The sequence below is a fragment of the Clostridium sp. C105KSO13 genome (assembly GCF_001517425.1).
Lineage (GTDB): Bacteria > Bacillota > Clostridia > Lachnospirales > Lachnospiraceae > Muricomes.
The window spans coordinates 1-14,328 of sequence record NZ_FBWL01000164.1 but is presented as its reverse complement, the minus strand read 5'-3'; the positions used below and the strand labels follow the sequence as shown (position 1 = coordinate 14,328).

At 43.3% G+C, this 14,328-nt stretch carries 12 protein-coding genes and 1 other annotated feature; of the genes, 11 read left to right on the top strand and 1 reads right to left on the bottom strand.

The window, feature by feature from the left end:
- The first annotated feature begins 19 nt into the window (after positions 1-19).
- From BN3456_RS08290 to BN3456_RS08260, 7 genes are all read left to right on the top strand, one after another.
- Positions 20-1,153, top strand: a complete 1,134-nt coding sequence (locus BN3456_RS08290; protein ID WP_089983671.1) for a toxic anion resistance protein — start codon at positions 20-22, stop codon at positions 1,151-1,153.
- 61 nt (positions 1,154-1,214) lie between these two features.
- Positions 1,215-1,418, top strand: a binding site (T-box leader).
- Positions 1,419-1,512: 94 nt separating this feature from the next.
- Entirely contained in the window at positions 1,513-2,955 is a 1,443-nt protein-coding gene (proS, locus tag BN3456_RS08285) for a proline--tRNA ligase (protein WP_089983670.1), read from the top strand.
- Between the two features lie 183 nt (positions 2,956-3,138).
- Positions 3,139-3,558, top strand: coding sequence for a 30S ribosomal protein S12 (rpsL, locus tag BN3456_RS08280; protein ID WP_089983669.1), 420 nt, complete (start codon positions 3,139-3,141; stop codon positions 3,556-3,558).
- A gap of 350 nt (positions 3,559-3,908) precedes the next feature.
- A complete protein-coding gene (gene rpsG, locus BN3456_RS08275; protein WP_207644094.1) occupies positions 3,909-4,379 on the top strand; it encodes a 30S ribosomal protein S7 in 471 nt (156 codons plus the stop codon).
- A 16-nt stretch (positions 4,380-4,395) separates the two neighbouring features.
- Positions 4,396-6,513, top strand: coding sequence for an elongation factor G (gene fusA / locus BN3456_RS08270; protein WP_089983667.1), 2,118 nt, complete (start codon positions 4,396-4,398; stop codon positions 6,511-6,513).
- 120 nt (positions 6,514-6,633) lie between these two features.
- Complete coding sequence (gene tuf, locus BN3456_RS08265; protein ID WP_089983666.1) at positions 6,634-7,827, top strand: elongation factor Tu; 1,194 nt, start codon at positions 6,634-6,636, stop codon at positions 7,825-7,827.
- A gap of 162 nt (positions 7,828-7,989) precedes the next feature.
- Positions 7,990-8,910, top strand: coding sequence for a dipeptidase (locus tag BN3456_RS08260; RefSeq protein ID WP_089983665.1), 921 nt, complete (start codon positions 7,990-7,992; stop codon positions 8,908-8,910).
- 12 nt (positions 8,911-8,922) lie between these two features.
- Here the strand turns inward: BN3456_RS08260 and BN3456_RS08255 are convergent, their stop codons facing one another.
- The gene (locus BN3456_RS08255; RefSeq protein WP_089983664.1) at positions 8,923-9,579 is read right to left on the bottom strand and encodes a TetR/AcrR family transcriptional regulator; all 657 of its coding nucleotides are present in this window, start codon (positions 9,577-9,579) and stop codon (positions 8,923-8,925) included.
- A 302-nt stretch (positions 9,580-9,881) separates the two neighbouring features.
- Between BN3456_RS08255 and BN3456_RS08250 the strand changes: the two genes are divergently transcribed.
- The 4 genes from BN3456_RS08250 to BN3456_RS08235 form a co-directional block, all read left to right on the top strand.
- On the top strand, positions 9,882-11,207 hold the full coding sequence (locus tag BN3456_RS08250) for a glycine/sarcosine/betaine reductase component B subunit (RefSeq protein ID WP_089983663.1): 1,326 nt from the start codon (positions 9,882-9,884) through the stop codon (positions 11,205-11,207).
- 16 nt (positions 11,208-11,223) lie between these two features.
- Positions 11,224-12,528 carry a betaine reductase selenoprotein B gene (gene grdH / locus BN3456_RS08245; protein ID WP_089983662.1) on the top strand — a complete coding sequence of 435 codons (1,305 nt, stop codon included), beginning with the start codon at positions 11,224-11,226 and terminating at the stop codon, positions 12,526-12,528.
- 29 nt (positions 12,529-12,557) lie between these two features.
- Positions 12,558-14,111: a glycine betaine uptake BCCT transporter gene (locus BN3456_RS08240; protein ID WP_089983661.1), complete on the top strand. Its 1,554-nt coding sequence runs from the start codon at positions 12,558-12,560 to the stop codon at positions 14,109-14,111.
- A gap of 9 nt (positions 14,112-14,120) precedes the next feature.
- Positions 14,121-14,328: NAD(P)/FAD-dependent oxidoreductase (locus BN3456_RS08235; RefSeq protein ID WP_141654508.1), on the top strand; the 208-nt coding region annotated here is incomplete at its 3' end.

The window sequence follows — 14,328 nt, the reverse complement described above, 5'->3', positions numbered from 1 at the left end:
CTATATGGAGGAAAGAAATATGAGCAGCGAATTTGATGAGTTTGAAACAGCACCGACACTGACATTGGAACCCTTTCAGGAGAAAAAGCATTTTATAACGCCTGCCGCAAAGGAAGAAGCTTCTTTTGACGATAGTATTTTGTCCGAATCAGAGAAACAGGCGGTGGATACCTTTGCCGGTCAGATTGATTTGACTAACTCTGCGGTGATTCTGCAGTATGGAGCAGGGACACAGAAGAAGATGGCAGACTTTTCTGAGAAGGCTCTTGAAAATGTGAGGACAAAAGATTTGGGAGAAGTTGGGGCTCTTTTGTCAGGCGTTGTTCAGGAACTTAGAAGCTTTGACGAAGAAGAGGAAAAGGGGTTTTTAGGCATATTCAGGAAGACATCAAATAAGATTTCTGCAATGAAGGTCAAGTATGCAAAGGCGGAGACAAATATAAATCAGATATGCAAAGTGCTTGAAAATCACCAGGTACAATTATTAAAGGATATTGCCATACTAGACAAGATGTATGAAGTAAATCTCACCTATTTTAAGGAACTGTCTATGTATATACTGGCCGGAAAGAAAAAGCTGCAGGAAGTCAGAAGCACAAGGCTGCCGGAACTTCTTACAAAGGCACAGCAGAGTAGTCTGCCGGAGGATGCACAAGCAGCAAGAGATCTTGACTCAATGTGCGGCAGATTCGAGAAGAAAATACATGATCTGGAACTGACCAGAACTATTTCTATACAGACAGCACCACAGATCCGTCTGGTCCAGGGAAATGATACACTGATGGTGGAGAAGATACAATCTACAGTCGTGAATACAATACCACTGTGGAAGAGTCAGATGGTTCTTGCCCTCGGCGTGGAACATTCTGCACAGGCAGCGGCTGCACAGCGCGAAGTGACAGATATGACTAATGAGTTGCTGAAGAAGAATGCGGAAAAGCTGAAGTTGGCAACAATTGAAACTGCAAAAGAATCTGAGAGAGGCGTTGTGGACATTGAAACTCTGAAGGCAACGAATGAATCTCTGATATCTACTCTGGATGACGTACTGCATATTCAGCAGGAAGGACGTCAGAAGAGACAGGAGGCAGAAAAGGAAATGGCGCGTCTGGAAAGTGAGCTGAAGCACAAACTACTACAGGTTCAGAGGTAGATAGAAAAAAGCCCAGGGAGTACCTTGACAAATGGCTGTTTTTCGGGTAGAATCACAGTTATCGCAGGCGATGATCGGGATTAGTATATATGGGAAGCGGCACAGAGAAGAAACTGTCAGGTGGGAGGTTTCTGCGCAGAGTATATAGAACCGGCCCGGGAGCTGTTGTGTGAAGGCACAACGTAGAACCGGCGTTAACGGTGAAAGAGTGAACTGTAGGCTGCAGTTAATTAGGGTGGTACCGCCGAAACTTTCGGTCCCTTTTAGAGGGAAAGAAGGTTTCGGTGTTTTTTATAGCACAAAAAGATTTTTCCCATAGTAGAAAATGGGGCAGGGCCCTGTAGAAAAGGAGATATATTATGGCAAAGGAAAAGAAATTAGTTGAGTCAATCACATCAAGAGACGAAGATTTTGCGCAGTGGTATACCGATGTGGTGCGGGAAGCAGAGCTGTGTGATTATTCAAGTGTAAAAGGATGCATGAATTATCTGCCGAACGGCTACGCAATCTGGGAAAATATTCAGGCAAAGCTTGACAAGCGTTTTAAAGACACAGGGGTGCAGAATGTATACCTCCCCCTTTTAATACCTGAGTCACTGCTTCAGAAGGAGGCAGATCATATTGAAGGTTTTGCACCGGAAGTTGCTTGGGTAACCCGCGGCGGTATGGAAAGATTGCAGGAAAGACTCTGTATCCGGCCAACTTCCGAGACTTTGTTCTGCGATTTGTGGAGCAGGACCGTGCAGTCATACAGGGATCTCCCAAAAGTATGGAACCAGTGGAACTCTGTACTGCGCTGGGAAAAGACGACAAGACCTTTCCTGCGTTCCCGTGAGTTTTTATGGCAGGAGGGGCACACAATTCATGCCACCTATGAAGAGGCAGAAGAAAGAACCTTAATGATGCTTAATGTATATAAAGAATGTATCGAGGAAGATCTGGCGGTTCCTCTTATTGTCGGACGCAAGACGGAAAGTGAAAAGTTTGCGGGAGCGCGGGACACTTATACAGCGGAGGCTATGATGCATGACGGAAAAGCTTTGCAGTCCGCAACCAGCCATTTCTTTGGAAACGCATTTCCGGATGCATTTAATATTAAATATGCAGATAAAAATAATGAATTGCACAGTGTATATGAGACATCCTGGGGATTTTCCACAAGAATGATTGGCGCAATCATAATGGTACACGGGGATGACAGCGGGTTGGTTCTGCCCCCGAAAATTGCTCCTGTACAGGTGAGAATTATTCCTATTGCACAGCACAAAGAAGGTGTGCTGGACAAGGCAGATGAGCTTCTGAGCGTATTAAAGGCAGCGGGGTACAGAGCAAATATTGATGACTCCGATAAGAGTCCTGGCTGGAAGTTCAGCGAGCAGGAGAAAGTAGGGATTCCCGCGAGAATTGAAATAGGGCCAAAGGATATTGAGAAGAATCAGGTTGTAGTTGTACGCCGGGACACGAGAGAAAAAATCATAGTCTCTATGGATGAGGTTACAACGAAGCTGGCTGACATATTGGGAACAATACAAAAAGATATGTTTGATAAGGCAAAAACATTTCTGGATTCACACATTGATACCGCTGTTACCATGGAAGAAATGGTTGAGAAGTTTAAGAAAAAAAGAGGATTTATCAAAGCAATGTGGTGTGGGGATGAAGAATGCGAAGCCGAAATTAAGTATAATACAGGGGGAGCATCTTCCAGATGTATTCCTGCGGAGGAAGAACACCTTTCCGATGTATGCATATACTGTGGAAAGCCTGCAAAGCACATGGTTTACTGGGGAAAATCATACTAAATGCAATGTGGGGTCTTGCTTTTCGGCAAAAACCCTTGACTTTCCTACAAAAACGTAATAAACTAATTTAGCGTGCACAAAAGATACGCTATTTTTAGTGCATAAATCAAGATAATCATAATTATCTGCAACCATTTCCCGCACAGTCGGGAGAAGACGAAAGAATCATAGGAGGTGAAAAAAATGCCGACATTTAACCAATTAGTTAGAAAGGGACGTGAGACTTCTGAAAGAAAATCAAACTCACCGGCACTTCAGAAAGGATACAACTCTCTTCAGAGACGTGCTACAGATTCATCAGCACCACAGAAAAGAGGCGTGTGTACAGCAGTTAAGACCGCTACACCTAAGAAGCCTAACTCAGCTTTGAGAAAGATTGCCAGAGTTCGTCTTTCCAACGGAATCGAAGTGACAAGCTATATTCCGGGCGAGGGACATAATCTCCAGGAACATAGCGTTGTTCTGATTCGTGGAGGAAGAGTTAAGGACCTGCCAGGTACAAGATACCATATTGTCAGAGGTACACTTGACACTGCAGGCGTTGCTAAGAGAAGACAGGCTCGTTCCAAATACGGCGCTAAGAGACCAAAGGACGCAAAATAAATCCACTTTGGCTGACAGTAACTAAATAGTTAAATCGTATCACAAACAGAACTATGATATCGTATCTTATTGAACATTAGCAGCTCAATAAGTACACCTTATTGAACATTAGTAGTTCAATAAGTACACCTTATTGAACATTAGTAGTTCAATAAGTACACCTTATTGAACATTAGTAGTTCAATAAGTACAGGTTGCGGATTTTAAATGAAACCCGTTTATCCGGGTTTCTATAGAAGAGTCTCGCGGCCACGAGCACATGAAGCGCGATTTCCATAGAGAGACACATGTGAGTACCGATGAATTAATCCCGGCAGAGACCGGAAGTAATGATTAAGGAGGGAAGGACCGTGCCACGTAAAGGACATACTCAAAAAAGAGATGTATTAGCGGACCCAATATACAACAATAAAGTTGTTACCAAACTTATCAATAATATTATGTTAGACGGTAAGAAAGGTGTAGCACAGAGGATTGTATACAAAGCGTTTGAAAGAGTTGAAGCAAAGACAGAGAAGCCGGCAGTAGAGGTGTTTGAGGAAGCCATGAACAACATCATGCCGGTACTGGAAGTTAAGGCTAGACGTATCGGCGGAGCTACTTATCAGGTGCCGATTGAAGTAAGAGCAGAGAGAAGACAGGCCCTGGCACTTCGCTGGCTTACATTGTATTCCCGCAACAGAGGGGAAAAGACAATGGAAGAAAGGCTTGCCAATGAAATTCTTGATGCAGCTAACAATACAGGTGCATCAGTGAAGAAGAAAGAAGACATGCACAAGATGGCAGAGGCAAATAAGGCATTTGCCCACTACCGCTTTTAATTAGGAGGGAAAAATCTTGGCTGGAAGAGAATATCCACTAGACAGGACCAGAAATATTGGTATCATGGCTCATATCGATGCCGGAAAAACGACATTGACAGAGCGTATCCTGTATTATACTGGTATTAATTATAAGATTGGTGATACCCATGAAGGTACTGCTACCATGGACTGGATGGAGCAGGAACAGGAAAGGGGTATTACAATTACCTCAGCGGCTACAACATGTCACTGGACTTTGGAAGAAAATACAAAGCCAAAGCCAGGCGCTCTGGAGCACCGTATCAATATTATTGATACACCAGGGCACGTTGACTTTACCGTAGAAGTTGAACGTTCACTACGTGTACTGGACGGCGCCGTTGGCGTGTTCTGTGCAAAGAACGGTGTTGAGCCTCAGTCAGAGAATGTTTGGCGTCAGGCTGACACATATAATGTACCAAGAATGGCGTTTATCAACAAGATGGACATTTTGGGTGCTGATTTTTACAATGCAGTAGATCAAATAAAAACTAGACTTGGGAAGAATACAATTTGTCTTCAGCTGCCAATCGGCAAAGAAGATAATTTTCAGGGACTTATTGATTTGATGGAAATGCAGGCCTACATCTATAATGATGAAAAAGGTGATAACATTACTGTTGAAGAAGTTCCCGATGATATGAAAGATGATGCAGAACTTTACCGCACAGAAATGATTGAAAAGATATGCGAGCTGGATGATGACCTGATGATGGAATATCTTGAAGGAAACGAGCCGTCAGTTGAGGATCTTAAAAAGGTTCTGAGAAAAGCTACCTGTGAGTGCAAAGCAATTCCGGTATGCTGTGGTACTGCATATAAGAACAAAGGTGTTCAGAAATTATTGGATGCAGTTATTGAATATATGCCGGCCCCGACCGACATACCACCGATTGACGGTGTAGATATGGATGGAAATGAAGCGGTCAGACACTCTTCTGATGAAGAGCCATTTTCAGCTCTGGCATTTAAAATTATGACAGACCCATTCGTAGGTAAGCTTGCATTCTTCAGAGTATATTCAGGAACCATGAATGCCGGTTCATATGTACTCAATGCAACAAAGGGCAAGAAAGAACGTGTCGGACGTATCCTGCAGATGCATGCAAACAAGAGACAGGAACTGGATAAGGTATACTCAGGAGATATCGCAGCTGCTATCGGATTTAAATTTACAACAACAGGTGATACAATCTGTGACGAGAAGCATCCGGTTATTCTGGAGTCCATGGAATTCCCGGAACCTGTTATCGAACTTGCAATTGAACCTAAGACAAAAGCATCTCAGGGTAAATTGGGAGAGTCCCTTGCAAAACTTGCAGAGGAAGATCCGACATTCCGTGCACACACAGACCAGGAGACAGGACAGACAATTATTGCCGGTATGGGTGAGCTTCACCTGGAAATTATTGTTGACAGACTTCTTCGTGAGTTTAAGGTAGAAGCAAACGTAGGTGCACCTCAGGTTGCCTATAAGGAATCCTTTACAAAGGCTGTTGACGTTGACAGTAAGTATGCAAAACAGTCGGGTGGACGTGGACAGTACGGACACTGTAAAGTTAAGTTTGAGCCAATGGATGTCAATGGAGAAGAAACATACAAGTTTGAGTCTTCTGTAGTCGGAGGTTCTATTCCGAAGGAATACATTCCCGCTGTTGGACAGGGTATAGAGGAAGCTATGAAAGCTGGTATTCTCGGAGGATTCCCGGTTGTCGGCATCCATGCTACAGTATATGACGGTTCCTACCATGAAGTCGATTCAAGTGAAATGGCATTCCACATTGCAGGATCTCTGGCATTCAAGGATGCGATGAAGAAAGCTGCTCCAGTGCTGCTTGAACCAATCATGAAAGTAGAAGTAACGATGCCTGAGGAATATATGGGAGATGTTATCGGTGACGTTAACTCCCGTCGAGGACGCATCGAAGGAATGGACGATTTAGGCGGCGGCAAGATTGTTCGTGCATATGTACCACTATCTGAGATGTTTGGGTATGCGACAGACCTTCGTTCCAGGACTCAGGGGCGTGGAAACTACTCTATGTTCTTTGATAAGTATGAGCCGGTACCAAAGTCTGTACAAGAAAAAGTGTTGTCCAATAAAAATGCTTAAATATATGAAAAAGGCTTGAAAAACCTAGGATTATGAAATATAATCAGAGATAGCCGAGTTAAAGAAAAAACCAATAAAAATGCCTGCAAACAGGCGATATATTAAGGAGGATTATTCGAAATGGCAAAAGCTAAATTTGAAAGAACAAAACCACATGCTAATATTGGTACCATTGGCCATGTTGACCACGGTAAAACAACATTGACAGCTGCTATCACTAAGACGCTTGCTCAGAGAGTAGCAGGAAATGCAGCCGTTGATTTTGATCACATTGACAAAGCTCCGGAGGAGAGGGAACGTGGTATCACAATTTCTACTTCTCATGTAGAGTATGAGACAGAGAAGCGTCACTATGCACACGTTGACTGCCCGGGCCATGCTGACTATGTAAAGAACATGATCACAGGTGCCGCACAGATGGACGGAGCTATCCTTGTTGTAGCTGCTACTGACGGTGTTATGGCTCAGACAAAGGAGCATATCCTTCTGTCCCGCCAGGTAGGTGTACCTTACATCGTTGTTTTCATGAACAAGTGCGATATGGTAGATGATGAAGAACTTCTTGAATTAGTAGAGATGGAAATCCGTGAACTCCTGAACGAATATGAATTCCCGGGAGATGACACTCCGATTATCCAGGGTTCAGCTCTGAAAGCTCTTGAAGATCCTTCAGGAGAATGGGGAGACAAGATCATGGAGCTTATGGATGCTGTTGACAGCTGGATTCCAGACCCACAGCGTGACACGGACAAACCCTTCCTGATGCCAATCGAGGATATCTTCTCAATCACAGGACGTGGTACAGTTGCTACAGGTAGAGTAGAGCGTGGTACACTGCATGTTTCTGATGAGGTCGAAATCATCGGTATCCACGAAGATGTTAAGAAAACTGTTGTAACAGGTATTGAAATGTTCCGTAAACTGCTTGACGAAGCTCAGGCTGGTGATAACATTGGTGCACTGCTTCGTGGTGTTCAAAGAACGGATATCGAAAGAGGTCAGGTTCTGATCAAACCAGGTACAGTAACATGCCACAAGAAATTTACAGCTCAGGTTTACGTACTGACAAAAGATGAAGGTGGACGTCATACTCCGTTCTTCAACAATTACAGACCACAGTTCTACTTCAGAACAACAGACGTAACAGGTGTTTGTGATTTGCCTGAAGGTGTTGAAATGTGCATGCCTGGAGACAACGTAGAGATGACAGTTGAACTGATTCACCCGGTAGCTATGGAAGAGGGTCTTGGATTCGCTATCCGTGAGGGTGGACGTACAGTTGGATCAGGAAAGGTTGCTACGATTATCGAGTAATCATTGACTGAAAAGTTAATAAATCAAAAAACATACCGCAGCTCTCGAGAAATCAGGGACTGCGGTTTTTGAGTTTTTGAATTAAAAATAGAATATTATGTCACGGTAATAAATATGCATACTATAATTAACATATATATTGAATAAAAGGAAGGAAATGTCATGCAGTTATTTGATTTACATTGTGATTCTATCGTCAAATACAGAAAGTTCGGAGAAGGGTTTTTGTGCAGGAAAACACAATTTTCCCTGAACGATGAAGACGGGTTCGAGCGCCATTGCCAGACCATGGCCATTTTTATTCCTGACGATATCCGTGGGGGTAAAGCAACCGATTATTTTAACGTGCACAGGGACTACCTTCTTACGCTGACTGATAAACAATCTGAGCTGGTCGAGATGGCCTATACAGGGGATGATGTACTTCGTATTACAAACAACGGGAAATGTGCTGTTATGCTATCAGCTGAGGGTGGAGCTGTCCTGGCTGGAAAGCTTGAAAATATAGACTATATGGCCCGCTGTGGTGTGCAGATGATAACTTTGGTGTGGAATGGAGAAAATGAAATTGGATCGGGACACCAGACACACTATGGCCTTACTGCTTTCGGACGCGAGGCAGTGAAAAGAATGGAAGAACACAATATCATTGTAGATGTCTCCCATTTGAATGATGAAGGATTTGAGGAGATTTGTGAAATTGCGGGGAAACCATTTATTGCAAGCCATTCCAACCTTCGCTCGGTATGCCCCCACAATCGTAATTTGACAGAAGAACAGTTTCATGAAATCGTACGGCGGAAAGGCCTGGTCGGGCTAAATCTCTTTGAACCATTTTTGAGTGAAGAGGGAAGTGGTACAAAAGATGCTTTGCTCAGGCATGTGTATCGTATGTTGGAACTGGGCGGCGAGAATGTGATTGCCTGTGGCAGTGATTTTGATGGTGCCGACATTCATCCTTCACTGGATACTCCGGTTAAATTTGCTGGGGCAGCGCAGTATCTAATCGACCATGGTATTGGAAAGGAGCAGGTTAGAAAAATGTTTTTTGATAATGCTTTAAAATTTTTTATGAAAAAATAACATAACTATTTTCTATATTCCAAAAAGATAAGAAAAGGCAGCGAGGGTTTCTTCTTTTATCTGCTCCGAGTCCAGGCTGGGATCCTGACACTTAAGTTCCAATTTATATTTGCAGTAACCTACACTTATTTCATTTAGCATATATACGTTTTCTTCTGTTACCCCAGTGCCCTCTGGAATGAGTGCGCGTAATATAGTAAGAGAACGCTCTGTGAAATTTTTACCAAAGTACATTGCTTCAATATCTTTTGAAAACTGCTCACGTTCCTCAGGAAAAAGGTCATAATACATCTTTATAATATCATACAGGTTATCGCTGTTCTTCCCAAAGAAAAAATTATAAAATACGAAGGGATTCTTCAATGCTGTATCAAGAAAGTAGGCCCAAATGAGCATAAAGTTATCAACAGGAGGAAGCCTTCGCTGACTTAGGATGTTCAGTGCATGGCTGTAATCGCAAAAGTATTTCATAGAGGCCAGCATGATTAGCTGGTCTGAATTTTTAAAATAAAGGTAAGTGGTAGAATTGTGGAAGCCAGCTTTTTGTGCAATTTTTCTAATAGACACGTTGCGAAAATTTTCCTGTTCCATTAATTCTTTGGCCGCATTGACAAAACGCCTGCGGTTTTCTTTTTTCAGTGCTTCATTTTCAGCTTCTTTTAATCTCATAATCGCTTATTTTCCTCTTTATATCGGCTTTTATTTTTTTGATATTGAATAATTTGGAATGCCGCTATTTCATTTTATCATCGAATGTACAAAAATCAAGACAATATTAAAAATTAAAATTTTGTTAATTATTTACTAATTTAATAGTATTATAGAAAACCCATATGGAAGCCCTTGACAACGGGAACGTATGTGATAAAATTATCGTATAATATTTAACATAAGCGCGCTTACTAATATTAGAAAACTGAATAAGGAAGAAAAAAACACATTATTGCAAGCCAATTAAGAAGGAGGTTAACATGAAACTAGAAATTGGTAATTTCTATGTAAAAGATATTGTGTTTGGCAAGTCGTTGTCGTTTCATGACGGTGTACTTACCATTGACAAAGAAGAGGCTCTAAAATTCATATGTGAAGACGAGCGGATTACTGAAGCAGAGCTTTACATTGCAAAACCGGGGGACAAGATTCGTATGTGCCCGGTAAAGGAAGCAATTGAGCCCAGAACCCGCCTGGATGGAAGAAGTCTGTTCCCAGGGTATATTGGCGACTTGGCTAAAGCAGGTGAGGGGGTTACTTATGCCCTAAAGAACTGCAGCGTATTGGTGGTTGGAAAGCACTGGGGAGGATTCCAGGACGGCTTGATAGACATGAGTGGCGAAGGCCAGAAGTATACATATTTTGGACAGCTAAATAACATTGTATTGGTAGCGGATACTAATGAAGAATTTGAGAAGAGAGAACAACAGAAAAAGAATGATGCGCTTAGAAGGGCCGGACATAAGCTTGCAGAGTTTATCGGGGCATGTGTAAAAGACTTGACACCGGAAGACACTGAAGTTTACGAGTCTGAGCCTATGATCAGACGGGGAGCTGAGATTGAAAAGCTGCCCTCAGTTGTATATGTAATGCAGCCTCAGTCCCAGATGGAAGCAATGGGATACAACGATTTGGTTTACGGCTGGGATACCAATCATATGGTGCCCACCGTTATGGATCCCAACGAGATTCTGGATGGAGCAATTGTATCCGGAAGTTTTATGCCCGTTTCTTCAAAGTGGTCAACCTATGATTTCCAGAACTGCCCGAATATTAAAGCACTTTATAGAGAACACGGGAAGACTATTAACTTCCTGGGCGTTATTATGTCCAATCTGAATGTTGCTCTGGAGCAAAAAGAAAGGGCTGCACTTTATGTTGCGCAGATTGCAAATACACTTGGTGCCGATGCTGCTGTTGTGGCAGAGGAAGGCTATGGAAATCCGGATGCAGACTTTATAGGATGTCTTGTAGCTCTGGAGGATGCAGGGGTTAAAACTGTCGGCGTAACGAATGAGTGTACCGGCCGTGACGGACAGTCACAGCCACTTGTAACTTTAGACGAAAAGTGCGATGCAATCGTATCCTGCGGTAATGTTTCAGAAATGATTCAACTGCCTCCTATGGAAACTGTCCTTGGCGAACTGGAAGCTCTTGGGAGAGACGGACTCTCCGGCGGCTGGGCAGACGATGAGATTTTAGGACCATCTGTCAGAAAAGACGGTTCCATTGTTATGGAAAATAATGCAATGTTCTGCGGCGATCAGGTTTGCGGATGGTCCCCGAAAACAATGAAGGAATTTTAGGAGGTGAGAAAATAAAATGAAGAAAGCAATTGTATATTTGAATCAATTTTTTGGACAGATTGGCGGGGAAGACCAGGCAGGAGCTGAGCCTCAGATTCACGAGGGCCTGATTGGGCCGGCAATGCAGTTTGACAAACTTTTGGATGCAGATGTCACTCATACGATTATCTGTGGTGACAACTACATGGGGTCTAACACAGAGGAAGCTATTGCAACAATTCTTGGCATGCTGGAAGATAAAGAATTCGATATTTTCCTTGCAGGACCGGCATTCCAGGCAGGACGCTACGGAGTTGCCTGTGGTACAATCTGCAAAGCTGTAAAAGAGAAATTTGGTGTTCCGGTTGTAACATCTATCAACGAAGAGAACCCCGGAGCAGAAATGTTTAAGAAGGATATGTACATATTGAGAGGCGGAAATATTGCTTCCAAGATGAGAAAAGATGTAGCTGCAATGGTGAAAGTTGCAAATAAGATATTGAACGGTGAACCGGTTGGAAGTGCAGAGGAAGAAGGATATTTCCCAAGAGGAATCCGCCGGCAGGTATGGCGGGAGGATGCAAAACCTGCATATGAACGCATGGTTGACATGTTGGTTAAAAAAATAAACGGAGAACCATTTGAAACGGAGCTTCCGATTCCTAAGATGGACAGAGTACCGATAGCGCCTGCAGTGAAAGATTTGAAGAAAGCAAGAATTGCTCTTCTGACTACAGGAGGTATTGTACCGGTAGATAATCCGGATCGCATACAGTCAGCATCAGCGACACGCTGGGGAAGATATGATATTTCAAAGACAGATGCACTGAAGTCAGGGGAATATAAGACAATACATGCAGGGTTTGACCCGGCAGCTGCTGATGCAGATCCAAATGTTATCACTCCGATAGACGCCCTTAAAGTATTAGAAAAGGAAGGCTTCTATGGAAGCTTACATCCATATTTTTACTCTACCGTTGGAACAGGTACAACACAGGCAGAAGCAGAGAGAATGGCTAAGGAAATAGTTCCGTATCTGAGAGAGGATCATGTTGATGCGTGTATTATGGTCTCCACGTGAGGCACCTGTACTCGCTGCGGTGCAGCGATGGTGAAGGAAATCGAGAGAGCTGGTTTCCCGATTGTACAGATGTGTAACTTGATACCGGTTGCAAAAACTGTCGGTTCCAACAGAATTGTTCCAACAATCTCTATACCGTATCCTCTAGGTGATCCGTCAACGACCAAGGAAGAGCAATGGAAGCTGAGGTATCACAGAACGAAAGTAGCTTTGGAAAGCCTGGCAACAGATATTGATGAACAGACGGTATTTCGTGTATAACTCAATAAGAGAGAAAAGGGGGCAAAAACGTGGGAAAAAAGAAACAAGATAATTTTGTCTTTTATGTATCGCTGATACTTACAGGGGCTATTGCCATATGGGCAGTAGCTGGAAATGCGAGCTTCTCCAAGGTGTCAGATGCTGTCTTTGGATTCTTGACCAAGGATTTTGGCTGGCTGTACCTTATGGTAATGACATTTTTTGTTATTTTTGCTATTGCCATTGCATGCAGTAAATATGGAAAGATCCGGCTGGGCGCAGATGATTCAAAGCCGGAATACAAGACGGTTTCCTGGTTTGCCATGTTGTTTGGAGCGGGCATGGGGGTAGGACTTGTGTTCTGGGGAGTTGCAGAACCTATATCCCATTATGTCAGCCCCGCAGCGGGCGTTGAGGCAGGCACCCCGGAAGCAGCAGATTTTGCCATGCGCTCTTCCTTTATGCACTGGGGAGTTCATCCATGGGCTGGATATGCAATTATCGGTTTAGCACTGGCTTACTTCCAGTTCCGCAAGAATAAACCCGGCCTCATCAGTGTCATCTTTGAGCCATTGATTGGAGAAAAGGGAGTAAAAGGCCCCATAGGAAAGATTATAGATGTACTTGCAGTATTTGCTACAGTGGCCGGGATTGTAACCTCCCTTGGACTGGGCGTACTTCAGATTAACAGCGGGCTTAACGTTATGTTCGGTATTCCAACCACATTGTTGATTCAGATTATTATTATTGCAGTAATTTCAGTCATCTATATTTGGTCGGCGGTGTCCGGTATTGAGAAGGGTATTAAAATGATATCCGATGCAAATCTTTATATTGCATTTATTCTGATGATTGCTGTAGTTCTTGTGGGACCAAGACTGGAAATGGTGAATAACCTTATGAATGGTCTGGGACAGTATCTGGGGAACTTTTTCCAGGATAGTTTTGGAACCAGTACCTATGGAGATAACTCCTGGGTAGAAAAATGGAGAATATTCTATTGGGCATGGTGGATTGCATGGGCTCCGTTTGTCGGAACATTCATTGCCAGAATCTCAAAGGGAAGAACAGTCAGAGAGTTTGTTATGGGTGTTGTAATAGCACCAAGCCTTGGCTCTATTGTCTGGTTCGCAATCATGGGTACTTTAGGACTTCATCTCGGGGAGACCGGAGGATTATCCATGGATGTGTTAAAAGAAGTTGCTGCAGTTCCGGAGACCGGTTTGTTCGTTGTAATGCAGAAATATCCGCTGGGTGTAGTATTATCGCTGGTGGCTTTGGTACTCCTGTGTACCTTCTTCATTACATCGGCTAATTCGGGAACATTCGTTTTAGCTTCATTGACTTCAGAAGGCGATTTGAATCCGGCTAATAGCAAAAAGGTCCTTTGGGGCGTTGTTCAGTCTGTAATGGCAGCTGGTCTTTTGATTGCCGGGGGGCTGACACCGCTTCAGACAATATCCATTGTTGCAGCCTTTCCGTTTATATTTATTATGATATTTGCCTGCGTCGCACTGGTGAAAGCATTAAAGGCAGAAAAAATAGTGAAAACGGGCAAGACAGTTAAGGCAGACAGCACTGGAAAAGTAACAAAGAAAGCGTAAGGTATAGAAATGAGCAATGTTTATGATGTAATTATTTTAGGAGGAGGTCCGGCAGGATTATCTGCCGGGCTGTACGCAGGCAGGAGCCGCCTCTCCACGCTGATCATCGAAAAAGGTCAGGACGGCGGTCAGATTGCCATCACAGATGAGATTGAGAACTATCCGGGACAGATGGTGGATGGAGAATCCGGCCCGGAGCTGATTGCGAGGATGACAG

What these genes read in the sequence shown, in the direction of transcription:
- proS (WP_089983670.1), top strand. Translation starts at nt 1,513, where the DNA reads ATGGCAAAGGAAAAGAAATTAGTTGAGTCAATCACATCAAGAGACGAA.
- tuf (WP_089983666.1), top strand. Translation starts at nt 6,634, where the DNA reads ATGGCAAAAGCTAAATTTGAAAGAACAAAACCACATGCTAATATTGGT.
- BN3456_RS08290 (WP_089983671.1), top strand. Translation starts at nt 20, where the DNA reads ATGAGCAGCGAATTTGATGAGTTTGAAACAGCACCGACACTGACATTG.
- BN3456_RS08255 (WP_089983664.1), bottom strand. Translation starts at nt 9,579, where the DNA reads ATGAGATTAAAAGAAGCTGAAAATGAAGCACTGAAAAAAGAAAACCGC.
- BN3456_RS08260 (WP_089983665.1), top strand. Translation starts at nt 7,990, where the DNA reads ATGCAGTTATTTGATTTACATTGTGATTCTATCGTCAAATACAGAAAG.
- BN3456_RS08250 (WP_089983663.1), top strand. Translation starts at nt 9,882, where the DNA reads ATGAAACTAGAAATTGGTAATTTCTATGTAAAAGATATTGTGTTTGGC.
- rpsL (WP_089983669.1), top strand. Translation starts at nt 3,139, where the DNA reads ATGCCGACATTTAACCAATTAGTTAGAAAGGGACGTGAGACTTCTGAA.